The organism is Enterococcus phoeniculicola ATCC BAA-412, from assembly GCF_000407505.1.
GTDB classification, from domain to species: domain Bacteria; phylum Bacillota; class Bacilli; order Lactobacillales; family Enterococcaceae; genus Enterococcus_K; species Enterococcus_K phoeniculicola.
Window position 1 is genome coordinate 259,666 of record NZ_ASWE01000003.1, and the last position, 23,059, is coordinate 282,724.

General features: G+C 38.3%; 21 protein-coding genes. 16 read left to right on the forward strand and 5 right to left on the reverse strand.

What is annotated here, in order from left to right; genetic code table 11:
• Positions 1-4: 4 nt before the first annotated feature.
• The gene (mutL, locus tag I589_RS11965; RefSeq protein WP_010768024.1) at positions 5-2,059 is read left to right on the forward strand and encodes a DNA mismatch repair endonuclease MutL; all 2,055 of its coding nucleotides are present in this window, start codon (positions 5-7) and stop codon (positions 2,057-2,059) included.
• Between the two features lie 255 nt (positions 2,060-2,314).
• Positions 2,315-2,869: a Maf family protein gene (locus I589_RS11970; protein WP_010768025.1), complete on the forward strand. Its 555-nt coding sequence runs from the start codon at positions 2,315-2,317 to the stop codon at positions 2,867-2,869.
• A 135-nt stretch (positions 2,870-3,004) separates the two neighbouring features.
• Here the strand turns inward: I589_RS11970 and I589_RS11975 are convergent, their stop codons facing one another.
• The 4 genes from I589_RS11975 to treP all read right to left on the reverse strand — a co-directional run bounded on the left by I589_RS11975 (position 3,005) and on the right by treP (position 7,466).
• A complete protein-coding gene (locus tag I589_RS11975) occupies positions 3,005-3,232 on the reverse strand; it encodes a hypothetical protein (RefSeq protein ID WP_010768026.1) in 228 nt (75 codons plus the stop codon).
• Positions 3,233-3,653: 421 nt separating this feature from the next.
• A complete protein-coding gene (locus I589_RS11980; RefSeq protein WP_010768027.1) occupies positions 3,654-3,986 on the reverse strand; it encodes a hypothetical protein in 333 nt (110 codons plus the stop codon).
• Between the two features lie 140 nt (positions 3,987-4,126).
• Positions 4,127-4,594, reverse strand: coding sequence for a hypothetical protein (locus I589_RS11985; protein ID WP_162140355.1), 468 nt, complete (start codon positions 4,592-4,594; stop codon positions 4,127-4,129).
• 877 nt (positions 4,595-5,471) lie between these two features.
• Positions 5,472-7,466: a PTS system trehalose-specific EIIBC component gene (treP, locus tag I589_RS11990; RefSeq protein ID WP_034685212.1), complete on the reverse strand. Its 1,995-nt coding sequence runs from the start codon at positions 7,464-7,466 to the stop codon at positions 5,472-5,474.
• A 266-nt stretch (positions 7,467-7,732) separates the two neighbouring features.
• Between treP and I589_RS11995 the strand changes: the two genes are divergently transcribed.
• The 9 genes from I589_RS11995 (at position 7,733) to I589_RS12035 (ending at position 16,698) form a co-directional block, all read left to right on the forward strand.
• Positions 7,733-10,384 (forward strand): glycoside hydrolase family 65 protein, encoded by a 2,652-nt coding sequence (locus tag I589_RS11995; protein ID WP_010768030.1) that lies wholly within the window; start codon positions 7,733-7,735, stop codon positions 10,382-10,384.
• A 3-nt stretch (positions 10,385-10,387) separates the two neighbouring features.
• A complete protein-coding gene (pgmB, locus tag I589_RS12000; protein WP_010768031.1) occupies positions 10,388-11,038 on the forward strand; it encodes a beta-phosphoglucomutase in 651 nt (216 codons plus the stop codon).
• Positions 11,039-11,196: 158 nt separating this feature from the next.
• On the forward strand, positions 11,197-11,910 hold the full coding sequence (gene treR, locus I589_RS12005; protein ID WP_010768032.1) for a trehalose operon repressor: 714 nt from the start codon (positions 11,197-11,199) through the stop codon (positions 11,908-11,910).
• A gap of 28 nt (positions 11,911-11,938) precedes the next feature.
• Positions 11,939-12,490 carry an AsnC family protein gene (locus I589_RS12010; protein ID WP_010768033.1) on the forward strand — a complete coding sequence of 184 codons (552 nt, stop codon included), beginning with the start codon at positions 11,939-11,941 and terminating at the stop codon, positions 12,488-12,490.
• Between the two features lie 314 nt (positions 12,491-12,804).
• Positions 12,805-13,242 carry a peptide-methionine (R)-S-oxide reductase MsrB gene (msrB, locus tag I589_RS12015; protein ID WP_010768034.1) on the forward strand — a complete coding sequence of 146 codons (438 nt, stop codon included), beginning with the start codon at positions 12,805-12,807 and terminating at the stop codon, positions 13,240-13,242.
• A gap of 196 nt (positions 13,243-13,438) precedes the next feature.
• The gene (gene ruvA / locus I589_RS12020; RefSeq protein WP_010768035.1) at positions 13,439-14,035 is read left to right on the forward strand and encodes a Holliday junction branch migration protein RuvA; all 597 of its coding nucleotides are present in this window, start codon (positions 13,439-13,441) and stop codon (positions 14,033-14,035) included.
• 12 nt (positions 14,036-14,047) lie between these two features.
• Positions 14,048-15,058, forward strand: a complete 1,011-nt coding sequence (gene ruvB / locus I589_RS12025) for a Holliday junction branch migration DNA helicase RuvB (RefSeq protein WP_010768036.1) — start codon at positions 14,048-14,050, stop codon at positions 15,056-15,058.
• A gap of 79 nt (positions 15,059-15,137) precedes the next feature.
• On the forward strand, positions 15,138-15,329 hold the full coding sequence (locus tag I589_RS12030) for a substrate-binding domain-containing protein (RefSeq protein WP_010768037.1): 192 nt from the start codon (positions 15,138-15,140) through the stop codon (positions 15,327-15,329).
• A 277-nt stretch (positions 15,330-15,606) separates the two neighbouring features.
• The gene (locus I589_RS12035) at positions 15,607-16,698 is read left to right on the forward strand and encodes a M42 family metallopeptidase (RefSeq protein ID WP_010768038.1); all 1,092 of its coding nucleotides are present in this window, start codon (positions 15,607-15,609) and stop codon (positions 16,696-16,698) included.
• Between the two features lie 209 nt (positions 16,699-16,907).
• Here the strand turns inward: I589_RS12035 and I589_RS12040 are convergent, their stop codons facing one another.
• Positions 16,908-17,786, reverse strand: a complete 879-nt coding sequence (locus I589_RS12040; RefSeq protein WP_010768039.1) for a LysR family transcriptional regulator — start codon at positions 17,784-17,786, stop codon at positions 16,908-16,910.
• A gap of 119 nt (positions 17,787-17,905) precedes the next feature.
• On the opposite strand from I589_RS12040, the gene I589_RS12045 reads away from it, so the two are divergent.
• The 5 genes from I589_RS12045 to I589_RS12065 are packed head-to-tail and all read left to right on the forward strand — an operon-like array spanning position 17,906 to position 23,045.
• Positions 17,906-18,811 (forward strand): acyltransferase domain-containing protein, encoded by a 906-nt coding sequence (locus tag I589_RS12045; protein ID WP_010768040.1) that lies wholly within the window; start codon positions 17,906-17,908, stop codon positions 18,809-18,811.
• Between the two features lie 8 nt (positions 18,812-18,819).
• Positions 18,820-20,466 (forward strand): malonate decarboxylase subunit alpha, encoded by a 1,647-nt coding sequence (gene mdcA / locus I589_RS12050; RefSeq protein WP_010768041.1) that lies wholly within the window; start codon positions 18,820-18,822, stop codon positions 20,464-20,466.
• Between the two features lie 16 nt (positions 20,467-20,482).
• Positions 20,483-20,782 carry a malonate decarboxylase subunit delta gene (locus I589_RS12055; protein WP_010768042.1) on the forward strand — a complete coding sequence of 100 codons (300 nt, stop codon included), beginning with the start codon at positions 20,483-20,485 and terminating at the stop codon, positions 20,780-20,782.
• Positions 20,772-22,454: a biotin-independent malonate decarboxylase subunit beta gene (mdcD, locus tag I589_RS12060; RefSeq protein ID WP_010768043.1), complete on the forward strand. Its 1,683-nt coding sequence runs from the start codon at positions 20,772-20,774 to the stop codon at positions 22,452-22,454. The genes I589_RS12055 and mdcD overlap by 11 nt, the downstream gene beginning before the upstream one ends.
• A 3-nt stretch (positions 22,455-22,457) precedes the next feature.
• Positions 22,458-23,045: a malonate decarboxylase holo-ACP synthase gene (locus I589_RS12065; protein ID WP_010768044.1), complete on the forward strand. Its 588-nt coding sequence runs from the start codon at positions 22,458-22,460 to the stop codon at positions 23,043-23,045.
• The last annotated feature ends 14 nt before the right edge of the window (positions 23,046-23,059 follow it).

A 23,059-nucleotide genomic window follows, 5' to 3' on the forward strand; every position in this document is an offset into this window, starting at 1 on the left:
GACAATGGGAAAAATCCAAGAATTATCGGAGCGCTTAGCCAATCAGATTGCAGCCGGAGAAGTAGTTGAACGTCCGGCTTCTGTCGTAAAAGAGCTAGTTGAAAATGCCATTGATGCTGGCGGCACACAAATTGATATTATGATTGAAGAAGCAGGATTAAAAACGATTCAGGTTGTGGATAATGGCGAAGGAATTGCCGAAGAAGATGTCTTAAGTGCCTTTAAACGACATGCTACAAGCAAAATCCATAGTCGAGATGATTTATTTCGGATTCGTACGCTGGGCTTTCGAGGAGAGGCATTACCTAGTATTGCTTCTGTCTCTGAATTAGAGATAGAAACGGCAGTTGAAGGGGCAAGCCAAGGCTCCTTTGTTTCCCTAAAAGGGGGAACAGTGGAGGTTCACACGCCGGCAGCTTTACGACAAGGAACAAAAATTACGATTCGAAATCTTTTTTTTAACACGCCTGCACGGTTAAAATATGTCAAAACCATTCAAACAGAGCTTGCCAATATTGGGGATATCGTCAATCGCCTAGCACTCAGTCACCCGACGATTGCATTTCGATTAGTCCATGACGGAAATCGGATGCTGAATACAGCAGGAAATGGTGATTTGAAACAAACGATTGCAGGAATTTATGGGTTATCCACAGCAAAAAAGATGTTAAAAATTCAGGCAGAGGATTTGGACTTTAAAATTAACGGGTATGTTTCCTTACCAGAGGTTACTCGGGCAAGCCGAAATTATTTATCCACGATTATTAATGGTCGCTATATAAAGAATTTTGCCTTAAATAAAGCCATTGTAGCAGGATATGGTTCAAAATTAATGGTAGGAAGATTTCCTATTGCAGTGGTGGAAATTGAAATGGATCCGTTGTTAGTGGATGTCAATGTTCACCCTACAAAGCAAGAAGTACGTTTATCTAAGGAAAAAGAACTGACACAGCTAGTTGCCCAAGCGATTCAAGATGCACTCAAGCAAGAGAATCTAATTCCAAGTGCAGCGGATAATTTACGTTTTAAAAAGAAACTAACAGATCAACCAAAAGCAGAGCAATTAGAAATTGACTTAGTGGAAGAAAAGCCTTCTGAGTTTCCAGTTAAGCGAACGCCGGGAAGTCTCTCTTTTGATAGCAAAACTGGAGATTTTTTCGTTCAATCAAACGAACAACACACACTTGTGGATAAACCAGTGGATAACTTTGTGGAAAGAACTGGAAAACTTTATTCAGAAAATAATGAATCGAAAGAAAGCTTGGTAGAACAGGAAAAATCTGTGGATGTTGTGGAAAAAGCTGTCGAAAACTCGACGAAAATCTCTGATGAATCTGTGGATAACTTTGTGAATGAGCCTCAAGAATCTGAAAGTTATCTACACCCGGAATTTGATTTTCATGGAGGAAGCAGTGAACGGGAACTGGAACAAGCGATTAAGAAACTTGAAAATGAGCACCCAACACAGCGTTTTCCAGATTTAGCATATTTTGGTCAGATGCATGGTACGTATCTCTTTGCTCAAAGTAAAGAAGGGTTGTATATTATTGACCAGCATGCTGCACAAGAGCGGATTAAATATGAATATTTCCGTGAAAAAATTGGAGAAGTAAGCGATGATTTACAAGAGCTACTAGTTCCGTTTATTTTGGACTATCCAAACAATGATGCGTTGAAACTAAAAGAACAAAAAGAGCTGCTGGAAGATGTGGGAATCTTTTTGGAAGAGTTTGGTCAAAATAGCTTTATTATTCGTGCACATCCCACATGGTATCCTGCAGGGCAAGAAGAAAGTATTATTCGCGAAATGATAGATATGCTGTTAACGACAGGAAGTGTAAGCGTAAAGAAATTCCGTGAAGCGACAGCCATTATGATGAGTTGTAAGCGATCGATTAAAGCCAATCACTATTTAAATGAAGCGCAGGCACGGGTTCTTTTGGAAGACTTGAAAACCTGTGAGAATCCATTTAATTGTCCACATGGGCGTCCTGTTCTTATCCATTTTACCAACTCTGATATGGAACGAATGTTTAAACGAATTCAAGATCCACATTAAGAAATAGAAAATTTAGAAAGAAGGTGGGACATAACTAATTAAGTTGTTTCCCACCTTTGTAAACTCTTAATAAAGGTTGGGAACAGAAGTAACTCATCTCCCCTGCGTTTCGCTCTCAACAACTTCTACGCATGGGACATGCTAGAGTTGAAGGTTTTACACAGAACCTGCTCTCGGAGCTGAACACTTCTGTTCCGACCTCTGGCAGTTATCCACAACAAAAGTTATCCACAGGGATAACAGGGAGGAAACAAAATGAAAATTATTTTAGCATCTCAATCACCAAGAAGAAAAGAATTACTGGGTCAATTGGTCCCGTCTTTTGAAGTAGTTCCAGCAGATATTGATGAAACAATCAATGAAAAAGATACACCAAAGGAATATGTGGATAAGATGGCTTCTTCAAAATCGGAGGTGGTAGCTGCTAGCTATCCAACTGATTTAGTGATTGCTAGTGACACAATTGTAGCTATTGATGATGAAATATTAGGAAAGCCTACCTCTCGTGAAGACGCATTTTTGATGCTGAAAAAAATGAGTGGCCGCAAACATATGGTTTATACTACAGTTGTTTTACGACAAGGCAAAAAAATTAGGAAAGAAACCGTTCCAGCTGAAGTGACATTTTTTACACTAACTGATGATGAAATTAATCAATATTTAGATACAGGAGAGCATAAAGATAAAGCAGGTGCGTATGGGATTCAAGGTGCAGCTTCTGTATTCGTAAAAAAAGTGAATGGAGACTATTACAGTATTGTTGGGTTTCCAGTAGGCGTAGTTCATCAGATGTTGAAAGAATTTGTTTAAGAGGACGAAGAAATATAGTCTAAGGGAAACAGTTGGACGAAAGAAAATAGAAGATAAAAATCGTGAAAATGATTTTTATCTTCTATTTTTATTTGTAGGAAATCATATATTTTTTTTATTGAAACGCTGGAACACTTATTTTTTTATCAGTTGCGTATACTTAACTTTTTGGTAACCATAGCGAACAGCACCTAAAAGTAAGACTATTGGATAAAGGAAAAGAGACACTGCCAGCCACTCTGCTGAATAGATTCCAGTAAATGACAAATGATAGGTTACAGCATATACCAAGGGCAAACTTATAGCGAGTAAACCATAGATTAAACTCATTTCAAAAATAATTCCACGATAGCTGTTCTTCATTTAGCAGCCTCCTATCAAGTTGATGTTTTAATACTTTACTTTATCAGTATAAAACTTCTAATAAACAAAAACCTCCTTCTAAAGTATGATTTTTCCCATAAAAAAGGAAGAAGATGAGCTTAGAACATAAGTTTTAACTGAAAATACAGATACCAGTCCAATTGATTGGACATCTACTTTTTACAATTTCCAATTTCTGCTGAAGTTATTTAATAGCTAAGTAGACATAATCCTGTAACCAAGTGGACCATCCAACATAGCTTAGGGGTACATGGAACATAGAAACGAAATTGCACGGTAGTGGAAAAAAACAAAAGTACATGGAACACGCTTAAAAAATGAAAATGAACAAACAATAAACGGTACTCAATATCTCAACTGCAGCAACAGAGCCTTGTTGGTTTTTGAGTACCGTATTTAATTAATTGACACGCGGATTCAAACTGTAACAATTACCATCGTTCTTTTTATATGCATACTTAATATCACTATCTTCTGAATTTTTAATCAAATAAATTTCTGTTCCTTTTTCTAAATACATAGAATACCAATCTTTTAACTCATCTTTTGAACTTACTTTTTCTTCAATTTCCCCTACATATTTTTCAATATCTTTGTCTTCTACAGGGGCATCAGTAGCATACAATAAAAAACCCGCATTTGGAATTTGAGTAATATTATTATCCTTGTTGCATGCACTTAAAATTAAAACAACAAACATAAAAATTAATAAAAATAATTTAGTGGATTTCATAATACCACTCACTTTCATTATTTATTGACTTTAACCGTATCATACCAGGTGCCTTCAGTAGTTCGCTTCCCATTTTCTTTATATGAACGAATCAATTTTCCCGAATATCTATCGTACACAGAAACTGTATCATTACTTTCTCACACATTTGCACGTATTCTCAATTGAGTATATCCACTTGATACTGCTTTAATTGAATATCCTGTAACGCCTGAACTCATTGGGGCAAAACTAACAGATACGCCACCGTAGCCAAAAGAAAAACTAGCCGAAGCTTTTTTGTTGCTTAGGTAATAGAAAGCAACATTTCTAGTAGGTCCAATACCTGGATGAGCCCCAACTACCGCATCCTTTTTAATAATCTTTGTTGAAGTACGTTTATACACATAGTTATAACCCCCAGAACTAAAAGTACTAATTCCACTGTGAGGTCTGATTATAAACTCATCGGGAGGCAACGAACCATCTTCTAGACAGCCATTACTAAACTCGCTCGCACTAATTGAAGGTATTTCTTGTTCAAAATAAGTTTCTTGACTCGAATCTAAACGAACATTATCTGCAAACACTGCAGGTGTCAAAGGTGAAAACATTAACTCAAATGACAACAAACCAACAACAATTTTTTTCGGTAATATAACAACCTTAATTTAATGTATATTGAATGTACCTTAAAATTAGAAACTTCGCAAACGTTTTCTTACGGAGTTTTAATCTATTATTTCAAGTGTTCAATAGCTAAAATTTAAACATTGTTATTTAATCACTAGGTTCACATAATCTCGAATTAAACCAAGCAGCGCCCATATCAACCGATACGGGCGTTCTTTTTGTGAATTTTAATTGGTCTAACTTCCTAGTGGAAGCGAAATTCCAAGCTCATCCGCAAGTTCTTTTATTGTTTTTCTACCATTTTACATCTCGTGAGAATACTTATTAGTATCTTGTAGTCTATCCAAAACAGAACATTCCGAAAAGTAAATTTTTAAAGAATTTATTTTTACTTCTCAATGGATACAAAGTCCCTAGTGGTTTATCTTACGAACTCTCGTCCAAAGAACTCAAATTCCCTCAAAGAAAAAACTAGAATAAGGAAAAGGTGGGACATAACTAATTAAGTTATGTCCCACCTTTGTAAGACTTTAATAAAGGTTGGGAACAGAAGGAACTCATCTCCACTGCGTTTCGCTCTCAACAACTTCTACGCATGGAACATGCTAGAGTTGAAGGTCTCCGCTGCGTTTGTCTCTCAACAACTTCTACGCATGAGACATGCTAGAGTTGAAGGCTTCGAAAATAAGCTGAACACTTCTGTCCCGACCTCACCCTCGTAAACTATTCATATAGAATTCAAAAATAGAAACGCTTGCATCAGCTTTTACATATGGAATAGGTGTAGAAGCTGATGGTTTTGTAGATAACCACTTGGTTCTCGAAGCTGAACCCTTTTATCTCAACCTCAACTTTTTGAAAAAGAGGTCAGTATTAATTTACGTTTGCTTCCCCAATTTTTTGAGCATGTTTGACAACACCTGTAGCAGAAAGTTTAAAGTCGTGTACTCTGTCATCGTTTGTAAGAGCAACAATGATATCCGTCTCTTTTCCAGCAAGCTTCACATCATCTAAATTCATTTCTGCAAGCAGTGTATCAGGGGTCACTTGATCATTTTCCTTCACGTGGACAGTGAAAGGTTCTCCTTTTAACTCAACCGTATCTAAGCCCATGTGAACAAGAACCTCTGCTCCGCCAGGCGTTAAAATACCAATCGCATGTTTCGTATCAAATATATTGGTGATTTTCCCTTCTACTGGTGAATAGATTAAAGAGCTAGCTGGTTGAATCGCATAGCCATCACCCATCATTTTTTGAGAGAAGACAGGGTCTTTTACTTCCGTAATTGGAATAATAGTCCCATCTGTTGGCGCAAAATACATTTCAACCGTTGTTTGAGTCGTAGTAGAAAGTGGTGTTTCTGCTGTAAAGTTTGTTGAGCTTGAAGCACCCGCTAATGCAGGTTCTAATTCAGGTGAATATAGAGCTCCGTTTGCTCCAACAGGATCTAATTTGTTTAAGATTCCTTGACGTCGAAAGACAATGGTTAGGATAAATGGAATGGCAACAGCAATACCCATGGCTAGGATATAGGCAATCCATCCTCCGCCAATAGTAGTGTTAATAGCTAAAAGACCAGGTAGTCCTCCAACACCAATCGCATTTGCACGAACACCCATCAGGGTAGAGAACATTCCTGCAAGTCCAGAACCAATCATTGCGGCAACAAATGGATAGACATATTTTAGGTTTATCCCAAACATAGCAGGTTCTGTTACACCAAGGTAACAAGAAATCATAGCTGGAATAGAAACTTGTTCTTCTTTTTCATTTCCTTTGTGTAAGAAGATAACAGCTAATACAGCAGAGCCTTGCGCAATATTAGATAAAGCAATCATAGGCCATAAGTTCGTTGATTTAAAATCAGCGATTAACTGCATATCAATTGCATTGGTCATATGATGCAGTCCTGTGATAACCAAAGGGGCATAAAGGAAACCAAAGACTGCACTGAACAACCAGCTAATGGAAGAGGTTAATCCTGCATTTACAATACCTGAAATCCAGCTGCCAATTGTCCAGCCGATAGGACCTAAAACGACGTGTGCGGCAATAATCGTTGGCACTAATGAGAAGAGAGGCACAAAAATCATGGAGATGGATTGTGGAATCACTCTTCGGAAGAAAATTTCTAAATAGGCAAGTAAGAATCCAGCTAACATTGCTGGAATTACCTGTGCTTGGTATCCAATCATTTGTACTTGAGCAAAACCAAAGTCCCAAAATGGAATGTCAGCAGCAGCAGTTCCTGCAACGCTGTAAGCATTTAATAATTGCGGTGATACTAATGTAATCCCTAAAATAATTCCTAAAATTTGTGTAGTACCCATTTTTTTTGCAATACTCCATGTAATTCCAACAGGCAGGAAGTGGAAAATTGCTTCTCCAGGTAACCATAAGAAACCATTCACACCATTCCAAAAAACAGATTTTTCAACAATTGTTGAACCACCGAATTGGATTCCCTCTAATACGTTACGAAAGCCAAGAATTAACCCGCCGACAATAATTGCAGGAATAAGTGGTGTGAAAATTTCTGCCAATACAGCAATTGCGCGTTGTACTGGATTCAGATTTTGTTTTGCTAATGCTTTACTTTGATCCTTTGAGACGCCCTCAACACCAGAAACTGCCACAAAATCATTGTAAAAAACTGGAACGTCATTGCCAATAATAACTTGAAATTGCCCAGCATTTGTAAACATTCCTTTTACGCTTGGAATATCTTCAATGGCTTTTTCATTTGCTTTGCTTTGATCATTTAAGACAAAACGCATTCTTGTCGCACAATGGCTGACTGCAGCAATGTTTTCTTTTCCGCCGATTTCTTTTAAAAGCGTTTCGGCATCCGATTGGTACTTACCCATACTCATTTACCCCTTTCATTTTAACTTGTGTATACAAGTTTCTTAATTCGCTTTCATAATACATGCCGCTTGATAAAAATGCAAGCGTTTTACAATTTTTTTTTTGAAGAAAAAAAATACTTCTATAATAGGCAAAAAAAATTTAGAGTAAACTAATTACTCATCAATCATTTGAAAAAAAATAAAAAGATAGGTTTCTCTTGAAAAAGCTTTCAAAATCATTTATACTCACTTTGACATGTATAGACAAGTTAGGAGAGGATACTATGCTAACCATTAAAATTATAAATAATGAGCTACGTGTAACAAATGGACAGACTAGTTTTGTTGAGACGGGTCCATTTACAAAAGTACCAGCTGTTCAATTAGCAGAGCGATTTAACAGTGAATTTCCAAGAGAAGAAAGCGCAATGTTTCAACTACAAGGAGAACCTAATCAAGAGTTACAGGCTTTTCGACAAGAGGTGAGTGAAGCATGGAATCATCCAGTTATTTTTGAATCAGAGGTGACGAGTTCTATTGAAGAAGCGCTAAAAAAAGAAAAAGAAAAAATGAGCTGGCTTCTTCGGTATTACGGCTATCATCCAGGAAAAGATGAATATGCAGTGGAGTCACTTTTGACAACAGGAAATGGATTTATTGGACTTCGAGGAACAACACCTGAAATGAAAATTAGTGAGAATCATTATCCGGCTACTTATTTAGCAGGTTTGTATAATACAGCAATTTCTGAGGTTTCTGGACAGAAAATTAAGAATGAAGATTTTGTTAATGCACCCAATATGCAAAGAATGACGCTTAAAATTGATGGAGAAGAACTTATTTTTGATGCATCACAGATTCAAGGTCTACAGCGTACGCTAGATATGCGTACTGGGGTGTTTACAAGTACGACCCGATTTTTAACGAAAACTGGAAAAGAACTTGAAGTAGTTGCTAAAAGGGTAGTTAGTATGGAGAACATGCATCTTTATGCGCTATCTTATCAAGTTACTCCGCTGAATTTCACTGGAGAAATTGAATTGATGAGTGTTTCAGATGGTGGAGTCTATAACTACAATGTGGCTCGTTACCGTAGCCTAACAAACACCCATCTAGATGTGGTGGAGCAAGAAGCAGTCGACGGAAAAACGAGTTTGATTGCTCAAACACGCCAATCGAATATAAAAATTCTACAGCAGTCAGAATTGAAGAGTGAGACGATTTCTTTAGACAAAGTAACAACAGAAATAACGAAAACAGCGATATATCAGACAATTCCTGTCATTGTAACTAAAGGAGAAACCGTTACTTTTGAAAAAATTGTTTCTGTCTTCATGGCAAAAGAAGGCGAGAAATTACCTGAAAAAGTTTTATCGGATCAAAACTTTCCTAGTTTTGACGAGGTGAAGCGCACATCAGCTGAGGCGTGGAATACATTATGGGCACAAGCAGAAATCAAAGTGTCAGGGGATATTATGTCGGAAAAGATGCTTCATCTGCATACGTATCATATGCTTGTTTCGGGCTCTCCTGTAGCCAATTCTACGCTAGATGCCTCTATTACCGCTCGTGGATTGCACGGAGAAGCCTATAGAGGACATATCTTTTGGGATGAGCTATTTATTCTTCCATTTTATATTATTCATTTCCCGGAAACTGCAAGACAACTACTGCTCTATCGCTACCATCGATTAGGCGCTGCAAAAGAAGCAGCAAAAAAAGAAGGATATGAAGGAGCGATGTATCCGTGGCAATCCGGCTTAGATGGGTCTGAGCAATCGCAAGAGCTGCATCTTAATCCGATTACAGGTGAATGGGGAGAAGATCACAGTCGCTTACAAAGACATGTATCATTAGCTGTTGCTTACAATGTGTGGCTCTATGGAAATAACACGAATGATCGTTTATTTATGGTGGACTATGGTATTGAGCTTCTGTTGGAAATTGCAAAATTCTGGTTGAGCAAGACCACGTTTGACGAGGAGAAGGGGTGCTACTCGATTGCCGGTGTGATGGGACCAGATGAATTTCATGAAGCGTACCCGGGAAGTCAAACTGGCGGTTTAACTGATAATGCGTATACGAATATGATGGTTGTTTGGTTATTTGAAGAAATTGAAAAAATCTACCAAACCTATGATGCAGATAGTTTAAAAAGTATCCAGAAAAAAGTCGCTTTAACCTCTAAACAGCTCGCTGAAATGGAACACATCAAGCATAATCTTCATCTAGAAATTAATTCAGAGGGGATTATTGCCCAATTTGAAGGCTACTTTGATTTAGAGGAAGTGGATTGGACATTTTATAAAGAGAAATACGGAAATATCTATCGTATGGATCGAATTCTTCAAGCAGAGGGACGATCGGCAGACGAATTTAAAGTGGCTAAACAAGCAGATAGTTTAATGATTTTTTATAACCTCCATAAATCACGCGTGGATCAAATTTTAACAGACTTACAATGTGAGTTACCAGAAGATTATTTGGAAAAAAACTTGGCTTACTACCTAGAAAGAACCTCTCATGGTTCAACGTTATCTCGGATTGTTCACTCCCAGTTAGCATCGATTGTTGACGATAGACAGCTTGCTTGGAAACTTTATCAAGAGGCACTAAGGTCAGATTATCAAGATATACAAGGAGGGACAACTGCTGAAGGGATACATGCAGGTGTCATGGCGGCAACTCTATTCATTACGTTGACGACTTTTGCAGGGATTGATATTCGACAAGACAGGATTCATATTCAACCACATTTTCCTGAACAATGGAAAGAGTTATCTTTTAAAATGTCAATTAGAGGAATTAATTTTTCAATTTCAGTTTCAGAAGAAACGCTAGAAATTGAAGCAGATCAAGAAGCGACCATTATGGTAGAAAATAAATCTGTTCATCTTCTACCAGCAAAACAAGTGACGATTCAGTTAGGAGAATAAAGCATGAGAAAAGGATTTATCTTTGATTTAGATGGTGTTATTACAGATACAGCAAAATATCACTATGTTGCATGGAAACAGCTTGCAGATGAACTAGGAATTACGATTGATTTAGCCTTTAATGAACAACTAAAAGGAATTAGTCGAATGGATTCACTTGAGCGCATTCTTGAGTATGGAAAAAAAGAAAATCAGTATTCTATGGAGGAAAAAGAAGCGTTCGCAGAAAAGAAAAACACTCACTATGTGACTCTTCTACAAGAGTTAACACCAGCGGATTTATTACCCGGGGTAGAACAATTTCTTAAAGAAGCTGCTGAAAAGAATATACCTTGCGGAATTGCGTCAGCTTCTAAAAATGCACCCTTCATTTTAGATAAATTAGGAATCAAAGAACGTTTTTCAATCATTGTTGACCCTAATACGTTAGCAAAAGGAAAGCCGGATCCGGAGATTTTCCTTCAGGCGGCAAATGCTTTATCGATTCAACCAGATGAAGCAGTTGGATTTGAAGATGCACAAGCCGGAATACAAGCGATTAAATCAGCAGGAATGTATGCAGTAGGCATTGAAACACAAGAGGCACTAGAAGGGGCAGACCAAGTAGTCAAGCAATTGGATGAGCTGTCGGTGGATGCATTGCTTCGTGTATAACTAAAAAGTAGGCAGAGTTTTCCTTTTTGAAAGGAGAAAACTGTCTACTTTTCTTCTATCTATAGGAAGAAGATGATAAAATTTGTCTAAAGCTAGTGGTTGATTTAAAAAAAGGTGGAGCTTATACTTGTATGTAGAAAAGAGATAAGGAGTAGGGCATGAATAAGTTTAACGAAATCTTTTTAGATTTAGAGAAGAAAATTTTAGCAAATGAATATCCTCCCCATACATTACTTCCTAGTGAGAATCAGTTGATTAAGATTTACGGAGTTTCTAGAGAAACGATTCGTAAAGCGTTAAATTTGTTAACGAATGCTGGTTATATTCAAAAAAAACAAGGGAAAGGATCGATAGTATTAGATTTAAATCGATTTGATTTTCCTATTTCCGGTCTAACCAGTTATAAAGAGCTGCAAAAGACACAGGCAATTCCAAGTCAGACAATTGTGCACACTTTAGAGGAGACAACCGTCCCTCAAAAATTGAGTGAGCTTACCGGTTGGCCCGCAGGCGAGGCTGTTTGGCAGTTAATCCGTCAGAGAAAAATTGATGGCGAAGTGGTTATTTTGGATAAAGATTACTTATTAAAATCTGTTATACCAGAATTGCCTAAGGAACGTGCAGAAGACTCTATCTATGATTATTTTGAGAATGATTTAAAATTAGAGATTGCTTATGCACAAAAGGAAATTACTGTAGAGTCAGCAAATAAAGAAGTGCGAGAATTAATGGAGCTACCAGAAGAGGAGCATGTCGTTGTCGTAAGAAGCTTAGTTTATTTAGAAGATACTCGATGTTTTGAATATACGGAATCAATTCATCAACTTGATAAATTTCGATTTGTGGAATTTGCGCGACGAAGAAAAGCTTAAGGAAGTTAAAAAGTGAGGAAGTGGACAAATGGCTGATTTAACAATTAAAGAACTCGCTGATCAACTAGGCGTTAGTAAGGATAAAGTAAAATATCGTGTGAGAAAATTACCTGATGATTCTACCTACAAAGAGGGAAATGTTACCTACCTTACAGAAGCTGCTATATCAATGATTAGAGCGGAGTTTGACGAAGTGGCAACTGAGTCTTTACCTAGTGAATCCCCGGTTGAAAATGGTGATTACCTAAAAGGAATTATCGAAAAAAAAGATGAACAAATTCATCAGCTGCAAGAAATGTTAAAAACACAACAAAAATTGGTCGATCAACAACAGCAATTAACCCTTCATGCAAATAAACAAATAGAATTACTTCAAACGCAAGTAAAGGAGTTAAAACAACCAGTAGAGATTGGTTCTTCTGCCACTCAGGAAGCTGTTGAAAAAGAAGAATCTGTGGCTGCTGATGAGAGTCCAGAAGAAGCATCGAGTGAATCCAAGTCGGTAGAACAAGAAACACAGTCAACACAAGCAGAGTCTGAAAAAAAAGCTGGTTTGTGGGCAAGACTATTTAAAAAATAGAATTTATAAGAAAATGGATAAGGGCGGAACAGAAGTGTTCAGTTCTAAGAAATAAGAAGGAATTCACGAAGATCGTTCCTCAAAGCTTTGGGAATTTCAGCTTGTTTTCGAAGGAGTTGCTTCTGTCCCGACCTCTCATTCATTTTTTAGCGGCGTGTTGACTGCCGCATGTATGCAATATTTATGGAAATACAAATATGAAAACAGTTGTCACGTCTAATTTAAGAAAAAAAGCATCAAAATCCATTAAGTTTCTACCTTGTGCTATACTTTTTCAAAACAGATGAAATTGTTTAGAAGGAGGATGATTGCTTGTGGGAAACTGGTCAAAAGAAGAGCTTAAAAAGACACTGACACCAATTGAATACGCAGTTACACAGGAAAATGCAACAGAGCGACCTTTTACGGGGAAATATGATGATTTTTATGAAAAAGGAATCTACGTGGACATTGTAAGTGGAGAGCCCCTGTTTGTTTCAACGGATAAATTTGATGCTGGATGTGGCTGGCCATCTTTTTCAAAGCCTATTGAGAAGAAATGGGTTGCAGAAAAAGCAGATTTTACTCATGGTATGCATCGGGTAGAGGTGCGAAGTAAAGAAGGCGATTCACATCTAGGGCACGTATTTACAGATGGACCGAAAGATACGGGGGGACTCCGCTATTGCATCAATTCTGCCTCGCTTCGATTTGTTCCGTTAGAAAAAATGCAAGAAGAAGGCTATGAAGCCTATAAACAGTTAGTAAAATAAAAGCAAAAATGAAAAGAATCTGAGCGGTCATTCAAAAGGAGTGATGTCTCAGATTTTTTTGTTCTTCTTAAGTGAGAAATAGAATCATAAGTTTTCCTGCTTATTTTCAAGACAAGCCATATCTGTGCTAGTCGGCTTTTTTCGGCGATGAATTTGTGCTACAATAAAGCGAACATATGTCCAGAAAGGAAAAAACATGTACGAATATATTATTGGAATGGTCACGTTTATTAGCCCTGCTTATATAGTAGTTGAAAATCAGGGAATAGGCTATCAGGTTGCGATGGGAAATCCTTATCGTTATAGTTCAAAAATGAATCAGGAAGTGAAAATTTATCTTCATCAAGTAGTACGAGAAGATGCTCATTTACTTTATGGCTTTAATCAACTGGAAGAAAAACAATTATTTTTGCGCTTAATCAGTGTCTCGGGTATTGGGCCAAAAAGTGCTCTTGCTATTATGGCTAACGAAGATCATGAAGGGTTAATTCGTGCCGTTGAAACAAGCGATGTTACTTATCTGATAAAATTCCCGGGAGTTGGAAAGAAGACGGCACAACAGATGGTTTTAGACTTGAAAGGTAAGCTTGGCGAATTAGCTGGAGAAGTAGCGGTAGAAAACACACCAGTCTCTTCAGAAAATCAAGCGCTGGATGAAGCCTTGTCTGCACTTACAGCTTTGGGATATAGCGATAAAGAATGCAAGCGTGTAGCAAAACTCCTTAAAGAAGAGCCTGTTATGGCAACAGATGAGTATCTCCGTCTGGGCTTAAAACTTATGATGAAGAAGTAGGGAGGACTAGTTATGACAGAAGAACGAATTGTCTCGCCGGAAACAAATGAGCAAGAAGAGAGTTTAGAAAAGTCATTGCGTCCTCAATATTTATCTCAATATATTGGACAAGATAAAGTAAAACAGGAACTCAGCATTTATATTGAAGCAGCAAAAAATCGTGAAGAATCATTAGATCACGTTTTGCTTTATGGACCACCGGGTTTAGGAAAGACTACAATGGCGATGGTCATTGCCAATGAAATGCAGGTAAATATTCGGACGACAAGTGGGCCTGCAATTGAGCGCCCAGGTGATTTGGTGGCAATATTAAATGAGCTTGAACCTGGCGATGTTTTATTTATTGATGAGATTCATCGGCTTCCGCGAGTAGCTGAAGAGATGCTTTACTCAGCGATGGAGGATTTTTATGTAGACATCATGGTAGGACAGGGACCCACGGCACATCCTGTTCACTTCCCTTTGCCACCGTTTACCCTGATTGGTGCAACCACCAGAGCAGGGATGCTTTCAGCGCCATTAAGAGATCGGTTTGGCATTATCTCTCACATGGAATACTATGAAGAACATGATTTAAAAGAAATTGTTCTTCGCTCTTCTGATATTTTTGCAACAGAAATTGTTGAAGAGGGAGCGATTGAAATTGCTCGACGTTCTAGAGGAACGCCGCGAATTGCCAATCGCTTATTAAAACGAGTCCGAGATTTTGCACAGGTCCAATCAGATGGTGTGATTGATCGAAACGTAGCCGACCAAGCATTAGTGATGCTTCAAGTCGATCAAGCCGGACTAGACTATGTTGACCAAAAGCTGTTACGAACGATGATTGAATTGTATGGGGGCGGTCCAGTGGGCTTAAGCACCTTATCAGTGAATATTGGAGAAGAAACAGAGACAGTTGAGGATATGTATGAGCCTTACTTAATTCAAAAAGGATTCATTAAAAGAACTCAGCGAGGGCGTGTTGCAACCGCACTTGCCTATGAGCACTTTGACTATCCGTTTGTAGAAAAGAATGACTGACATTGCTGCCTTTTTTTGCCTAAAACGATGAAATGGCACTAGGCGCAGTAGAAGCATTGAAAGCGCAGGAAAAGAAGATGTGTTAGTGATTGGATTTGATGGAAATGATGAGGGCATCGAAGCAGTTAACGAAGGCAAGATGGCATCAACTGTTGTGCAACAGCCAGTAGAAATGGGCAAAATTTCCTTACAAGCAGCTTACGATCACTTTGCTGGGAAAAAAATAGATGATAAAATTGATTCTCCTTTAGAATTAATTGAAGCAAAATAATTGATTCTTATGATGGAAGCAACTAAAAGAGTGAAAACAGCCCGCTGTTTTTGCTCTTTTTTGCGTATTTATTTAATAAAGAAGATGGGGAAAACTAGGAGAGGAATAGAAGGTTTTTTATTGGAATTAGTAGCGGATTTACGAAAAAAATGTTCCTTTTTTATCAGTTCTAAAGAACCATAACCTTTTTGGTATCGTTATTCTTAAAAGAGGTATTTAACCAATAGCAAAACACCTGTTACACTAAAATTATCAAGTGAAAAAGAGGGGAAAATTAATGATAAAAGAGCATTTACGAAGTTTATTGAAAGAATTAACGCAAGTTCATGGAGGGTCAGGTCAAGAACAGCCGGTGATTCACCAAGTACTGTCTTTACTTACTCCTTATGCAGATGAGGTCAGTGTAGATCCAAAAGGAAATATTATTGCGATAAAAAGAGGAAGAGAAGAAGGTCCAAATTTGATGTTAGCCGCCCATACGGATGAAATAGGGTTAATTGTCAAAAATATTTTGCCTAATGGATTTCTCCTTTTTGAGAAAATTGGTGGCGTTCCTGATAACTTATTGCCTGGGCGAAAGGTGCTTATTGGAAAGAATCATATTCCAGGTGTCATTGGTAACAAACCCGGTCATTTACAATCACCAGAGGAAGCAAAGCGAGTAAAATCAGCTTCAGAATGTTATGTGGATGTAGCAATGTTTTCTCGTGAAGAAGTGGAGGAAGCTGGGATTGCTATTGGAGATCAAATCATTTGGACTAGTGATTTCATGGAAATGCATAATAAGGACTACATAGCAACAAAAGCTGTAGATGATCGTATTTGCTGCTCGATTTTAATTGAGTTATTTAGAAATTTGAAGAAAGAAGATTTTGTAGGTACCTTGTACGGTGTGTTTACGGTTCAAGAAGAAGTTGGACTATTTGGTGCTGAAACAGCTGTTTTCCGTGTGCCAGCAGATTATGCGATTGCCCTAGATACAATTCCTTGTGGAGATACCCCAGAAGTTGATACAGAGGTTGAGCTACCGATTCGTTTGAATCATGGACCGGGATTGCCTATTGCCGATGGTGTGGGTATCCGTTTCTTTAGCTTTATTCATCCAGCGGTAAGACGAGTTATAGAAGAGAAGGCAGAGGACTTAGCGATTCCTCTACAAAAAGTAGCGATTGTCAGCGGAGGATACACGACAGATGGCGCTGCCCTCACTCATGCCAATGGCGGTCTGCCAGCAGGAACACTAGCTGTGCCAAGACGCTATTCTCATTCTCCAGTAGAGCTGGTTAGTCTAAATGATGCCACTTCTGTCTATAAAATTGTTGAAGCAATTGTGAAGGATAACGAGCATATTCAATTGTCATTTATTTAAGAAAAAAGTCGATTCGTTGGAGGAAAGAAGAGCGTTTCTTCATTTGATGAGAATGAGAACCAGCTAGAAATACTCCGATAATCAGTCACTGGAAAAAATGAGGCGATTGATTCCGGAGAACAACTACACATAGATGATAAACGGACGCTAAAGTTAGGCCTCAAATTAGATAAGGGGGTCTAACTTGAGGTTCTTAATGAATGAGTGAATTACTCATTAGTATAGCTGTTTCGTGTAACAAAAAACTCTTTTAGCGTATTGGCAATGGTTTTTGCTAATGGATTATCTTCGGTTAGATTAGAAGACAGATACACCGTTCGTTCAATTGGAAAGTCTTCAATTCGGCGAATCACAAAAGGATCACTTTCCTCATAGGACCAGGAAATTTTTGGAAAGAAGCTGACACCAAGTCCTTGATGAAGGATGGAACGTAAGGTGGCTGGGTCATCTGTGATGGAGCCGATGGTGAGCTCAATCCCCTTTCCCTGAGCAGCTAGGTCAATCGTTTTACGAAAGGCATTCTTCTTTGAAAGCATGATAATCGGTACAGATAAAACATCAGCCAAATAAATTTTTGGTTTAGAAGCGAGTACGTGGCTTTTTGGAAGCGCTATACAAACAGGTTCTGTAAGAATAGGCACATTAATAAGTCCCGCCTTTTTTTCAGAAGTAATCGATAAGACATTTGGTTTGGTATAGTCTGGCAAAGCATCATGTTGCATGATTGTCAGCTGTATATCTGGATGCTTTTCTAAGAAGGTCCGAACTAAGCTAGGGATAGAGATAGAAGCCACCTCTAAATGAAGTTCAATTGAAGAAATAGTTTCTTCATTCATCAAGTGAAGTGCTTCTAGTCCATCATCAAGTGCCTGCAGGCTTTCTAAAACGTAAGGATAGAAAGTTTCTGCATAAGTCGTGAGCTCTATATTTCGACCTTGGTGGGAGAATAGAGGGACATCTAAGCTTTTTTCTAAGTTTTTCATTGCCCGACTCAATGCAGGTTGAGAAATAAATAATTCTTTGGCTGCTTGGGTAATATTTTTTGTTTCAACGACCTTCTTGAAATAGCGTAGATGCAGATAGTTCATCTGTAATTCCCTCCATTCATATCTTTTTGGTTATAGGTTTTTATTATATCGATATTTATCATTATAGCAAACATTGGTTAAGATGGGTGTAGAAAATCACAAGTGAAAGGAGGTGCACTATGAGTAGCGGATTTTTGTTTCCTGGACAGGGAAGTCAGTCGTTAGGGCTGTTAGCAGATGTTCCTAAGTTTTACATTGACAAGTGTAAAGAGGTAACGGGTATTTTATTGGAAGAGACCCCCTCTAGCTATGAAGATACCGTATTTATTCAGCTAGCCCTTGTGGTAAAAGCCGCTTTTTATACGGATGAACTGAAGAAAAGAAAGATTTTTCCAGATATTACAGCAGGTCATTCGATTGGCGCATTTGCAGCTGCCTATGCGTGTGAAACGCTTTGCTTTGACGAGATGCTCTCTCTTGTATATAAGCGTGCGTCTTTGATGAAACAAGCCTACCCCACAGGATTTGGTATGGGAGTGATTGTAGGTCTAACACGGACAGAGGTTGAACGTGTAGTGAAAGAAACATTTGATGAAGCCCATCCAGTGTATGTTTCCAATGAAAATTGTCCGATGCAGCAAACGATATCGGGAAGTATTGAAGCAATGAGCCGAACGTTAGAGAAAGCCAAACAATATCAAGCACAGACAGCAAAGCTTCTAAAAGTTCCCGTCCCCTCACACTGTGTGCTTATGGATGACACGGTTAAAGCATTTGCATCATTTGTAGAGGAAGCACAGCTGTCACCACCTAGTTGTACCTACATGAAAAACATTGACGGACGGTCGACAACGGACAAAGAAGAGATTCGACAGGATTTATTGACAAACATTGCACACCCTGTTCAATGGAATCGGATGATGGACGTAACCAAAGAATTGGGCATGACAATAGGGATTGAGTTTCCGCCGGGGAACACGTTAACAAAACTCTATCAGGCAAAGTTTGGTGAAGAGATACGCACCATAAATCTTGCGCAGCATGGTATTGAGGATACAGTATTTCTATATGAAAAATGGAGATGAATTTGATAATGGAAAAAGAAAAAAGAAACTGGGCCAGTAAACGCGAGAAAAAAGCAAAAACAATGGCTAAAATCAGCGAATTGATGGATGGAAAATATATCCAGACAGAGTCAATTGTTGAGGTGCTGGAACGTGTGATTACGCCAGGTGATAAAGTCGTGTTAGAAGGCGACAATCAAAAACAAGCAAGTTTTTTATCCAAAAGCTTAGAAAAAGTGAATACAGAAAAAGTGAATCATTTGCACATTATTATGTCGAGTATTTCACGTCCGGAACATCTAACCATCTTTGAAAAGGGAATTGCTGACAAAATTGACTTTTCTTACGCAGGTGCTCAAAGTGTTCGTGTGGCACAGATGATTGAAGACGGTACGATGAAACTGGGTGATATTCATACTTACTTAGAATTATATGGTCGTTTATTTGTTGATTTGATTCCAAATGTTGTACTTGTCGCAGCAGATAAAGCAGATAAAGCAGGAAATCTCTATACTGGCTATAACACAGAAGAAACGCCAACGATTGTTGAGGCGGCTGCCTTTAAAGATGGAATTGTTATTGTTCAAGTAAATGAAGTCGTGGATAAATTACCTCGAGTAGATATACCAGGTGATTGGATTGATGTGGTTGTTCCGGCAGATGAGCCTTATCAACTAGAAGCATTATTCACGCGAGACCCTCAAAACATTACTGAGCTGCAAATTTTAATGGCAATGATGGCATTGAAAGGAATTTATGCAGAACATGAAGTGCAATCGTTAAATCACGGGATTGGATTTAATACGGCTGCTATTGAACTACTTCTTCCAACTTACGGAGAAACATTAGGGATTAAAGGAAAAGTTGCAAAAAATTGGGTATTAAATCCTCACCCAACAATGATTCCTGCGATTGAATCAGGCTGGGTAGAAAGTATTCACAGTTTTGGTGGAGAAGTTGGTATGGAAAAATATATTGCTGCTCGTCCAGATGTGTTCTTTGTCGGAAAAGATGGCACTATGCGGAGTAATCGAGCATTGTCACAAACTGCAGGGCAATACGCGGCAGACATGTTTATCGGTTCTACCTTGCAATTAGACTATCAAGGAAATTCCTCTACCGTAACAAAAGGACGTTTATCCGGATTTGGCGGTGCGCCAAATATGGGACATAACCCGGGAGGAAGACGACATTCAACTCCTGCTTGGCAATCATTGAGAGACGAAAGCAATCCTTTAGGAAAAGGACAAAAACTTGTTGTTCAAATGGTAGAAACCTACGGCTCAAATAAAAAACCTGTGTTTGTAGAAACATTAGATGCTATTGAAGTTCAAAAACAAGCTGGACTAGCAAACGCCCCTGTTATGATTTACAGCGAAGATACAACACATATCGTGACAGAAGAAGGGATTGCGTATCTATTTAAAGCAAAATCAAAAGAACAAAAGCAAGCGGCAATTGCAGCGATTGGCGGAGTAACACCACTAGGAATGACCAGCACGAAAGAGTCATTGGATGAATTAAGAAGCGCAGGAATTGTCAAATTACCAGAAGATTTAGGAATTAAACGAAGCGATGCAAAACGCTCCTTATTAGCAGCACAAACAATTGATGATTTAATCGAGTGGTCAGACGGCTTATACGAACCACCAATGAAATTCCGTACTTGGTCATAAAAAGGAGATAGAGAAAATGGAACAATTATCATACACCTATAAAGCGACACAACCAATGAAAGATAAGGTTCATGTGGGCGTAGTTGGCTCAGGGGACTTAGAAATTTTAATGTTTCCAACAAAAAATGCTGAATCAACTGTTCAAATTTGTACAGGAAGCGATGGCTTTGAAGAGGTTTGGAAAAATGTGCTAACACGATTTTTTGATCGTTATCCTATTTTGTCAGATATTGTCATCAATGATTTTGGTGCGACACCAGGCGTTGTTTACTTACGTTTGACGCAAGCAATGGAGGAAATTTCAGATGAAAAATAGTTTTGTTGAATTACAAGCAAGAGAACGTGTCTATGCTTTATTAGATGAAAAAAGCGGACGTGAGCTTATCGATCCGTTTGATCAAATGATTGCGCCAAACCTGGTTGCTCAAGGAATCGTTCCAGAAAGCGACGATGGCATTATTGTTTGTCGAGGAACACTGGATAAACAAGCGGTGGTAGTCATAGCCACAGAAGGAAAATTCCAAGGTGGCGGGATTGGTGAAGTCTCTGGTGCCAAAATAATTGCTGCTTTAACTCATGTTTTAGAGGAAAACAAAAAAGGAAATGAAATTATTCCTATCCTTATTCTTGATACAGGCGGTGTTCGTCTGCAAGAAGCCAATTACGGACTTCTTTCTATTTCTGAAATTGGAAATTTAATTGTTGCGTTGAAAAATTACGTGCCTGTGATTGGACTTGTTCCAGGACGTGTGGGTTCTTTTGGCGGGATGTCTATCACATCGGCATTGATGAGCTATTTAATCTCTACGAAGAAGGCAAGAGTTGGTTTAAATGGTCCAGAAGTAATTGAACAAGAAGCAGGGGTGAGAGAATTTGACTCCAGTGATAAAGATCTGATTTGGAATACAATCGGTTCTCGTCAACGCCTTCAAGCACAAATTGTGGATGAAATAGTAACCGACACAGTAGAAGACATTCATCAGGCAGTAAGTGCAGCAATCAAGGAAAGAAAAGATAGTAAACGAAGCCAGCGAGCAGATTTTTACTTGTCTTTACTATCTGAATTAGATCTTTCTAAACCTATGAACATTGAAGAGTATAATCAGGCGTTAGTAAATCATCAAGAAAAAGAAGTTGCTCTTCCAACGATTGAAGAAGCAAAAGCACCAGTTAATACGAGTGTCGGGTATCAATGGTTTCAAGCATTATCAGACTACACGCAGCCAAAATCATCTGTTCCGACCGTTTACTATGGTTCTTCCAATAAATTTGATGAAGAAGTTGTCGTGACAAGTATTGTACCAGATGAAAAAAATCCCATGTACCGTGTAAGAAATGGAGAAGTTGGTTTAGTTGAAGGATTTCGTATGGGACAAATTCTTGAGGCTGTCTATGAAGAAGATAAAGACAAACAAATTAAACGTCCAATTGTCGTTGTAATTGATGTGCCTAGCCAAGCTTATGGATACAATGAAGAGCTCATAGGGATTCATGTTGCTTTGGCAAACAGTGCAGCAGCTTATGCAAAACTACGCCAAACAGGACATCCTGTTATTGGCGTGATTGCAGGAAATGCAATCTCTGGGGCCTTTTTAGCCCACGGGTTACAGTCTTCTCGATTAATTGCATTAAACAGTCAAGAAATTAGTGTTCAAGCGATGTCTAAAGAAAGTGCTGGTCGTATTACCAATCGAAGTATTGAAGAAATAGAAGCTGCTTCTAAAACTGTTCCAGCAATCGCTTATGATATTCAAAGCTTCAATAAATTGGGTGCAGTTTACACATTTTTAGAAGATGTAATAAGTCAGGAAACTACGCAAAAGAGTGTTGAAAAAGTAATTTCTGCTGTAAACAAGGCGATTAAAGATGTTCGCTCAAGCGATGACAGAATGCTAACCAATCGTTATACCAGTGATATTGCTGTAAATGGCGGACGTGTGGAAACAAACAAAGTATTTACAAAAATGAATGAAGAATGGAATGGATAAGAAATGAATGCTCATGATATTGTGCAGTTTCATATAACTGAAAACATGTCGGTGACGTGGCCAGAATGGTTTGAGAAACTAACTCCTTTCTATGCAACTATTCGTCGGGGAAGAGCAAAAAAAGGTTATCTACCTGTAGGGCTTCGTGGGAAAGAAAGAAACCAGAGATTTGCTTTTGAACTCCCTCTGGAAGCTGTAGATACAGTAATTCAACCATGGTCGCTTATTAAGACATCCAGTTTTCGAGAAGAAGAAATTGCCCACTATCCTGTTTATCAAGCATATAAACAAGCAGCAGAAATTTTGCAAGGAGCAAAATGGGGTGTCAGTGGAAGCTTAGGTTTTGAGTTGGCGACAGGACGTCCAACGGTTAAGCCAACCAGTGATTTTGATTTACTCATTTATGCAAATGAACCAGCTGAATTGCCACTAGCGGCAATTCAGCAGCACCTTGCCTATTTTCAGCAGGTAGATACACAAATAATTAGTCAAAAAGGTGGATTTTCATTAAAAGAATATCTTAAAAACCCTAGTAAAAAGCTCTTAATGAAAACTATTTCAGGTCCAGTGTTGACGGATGAATTATGGTGAAAATAAAGAAAAGT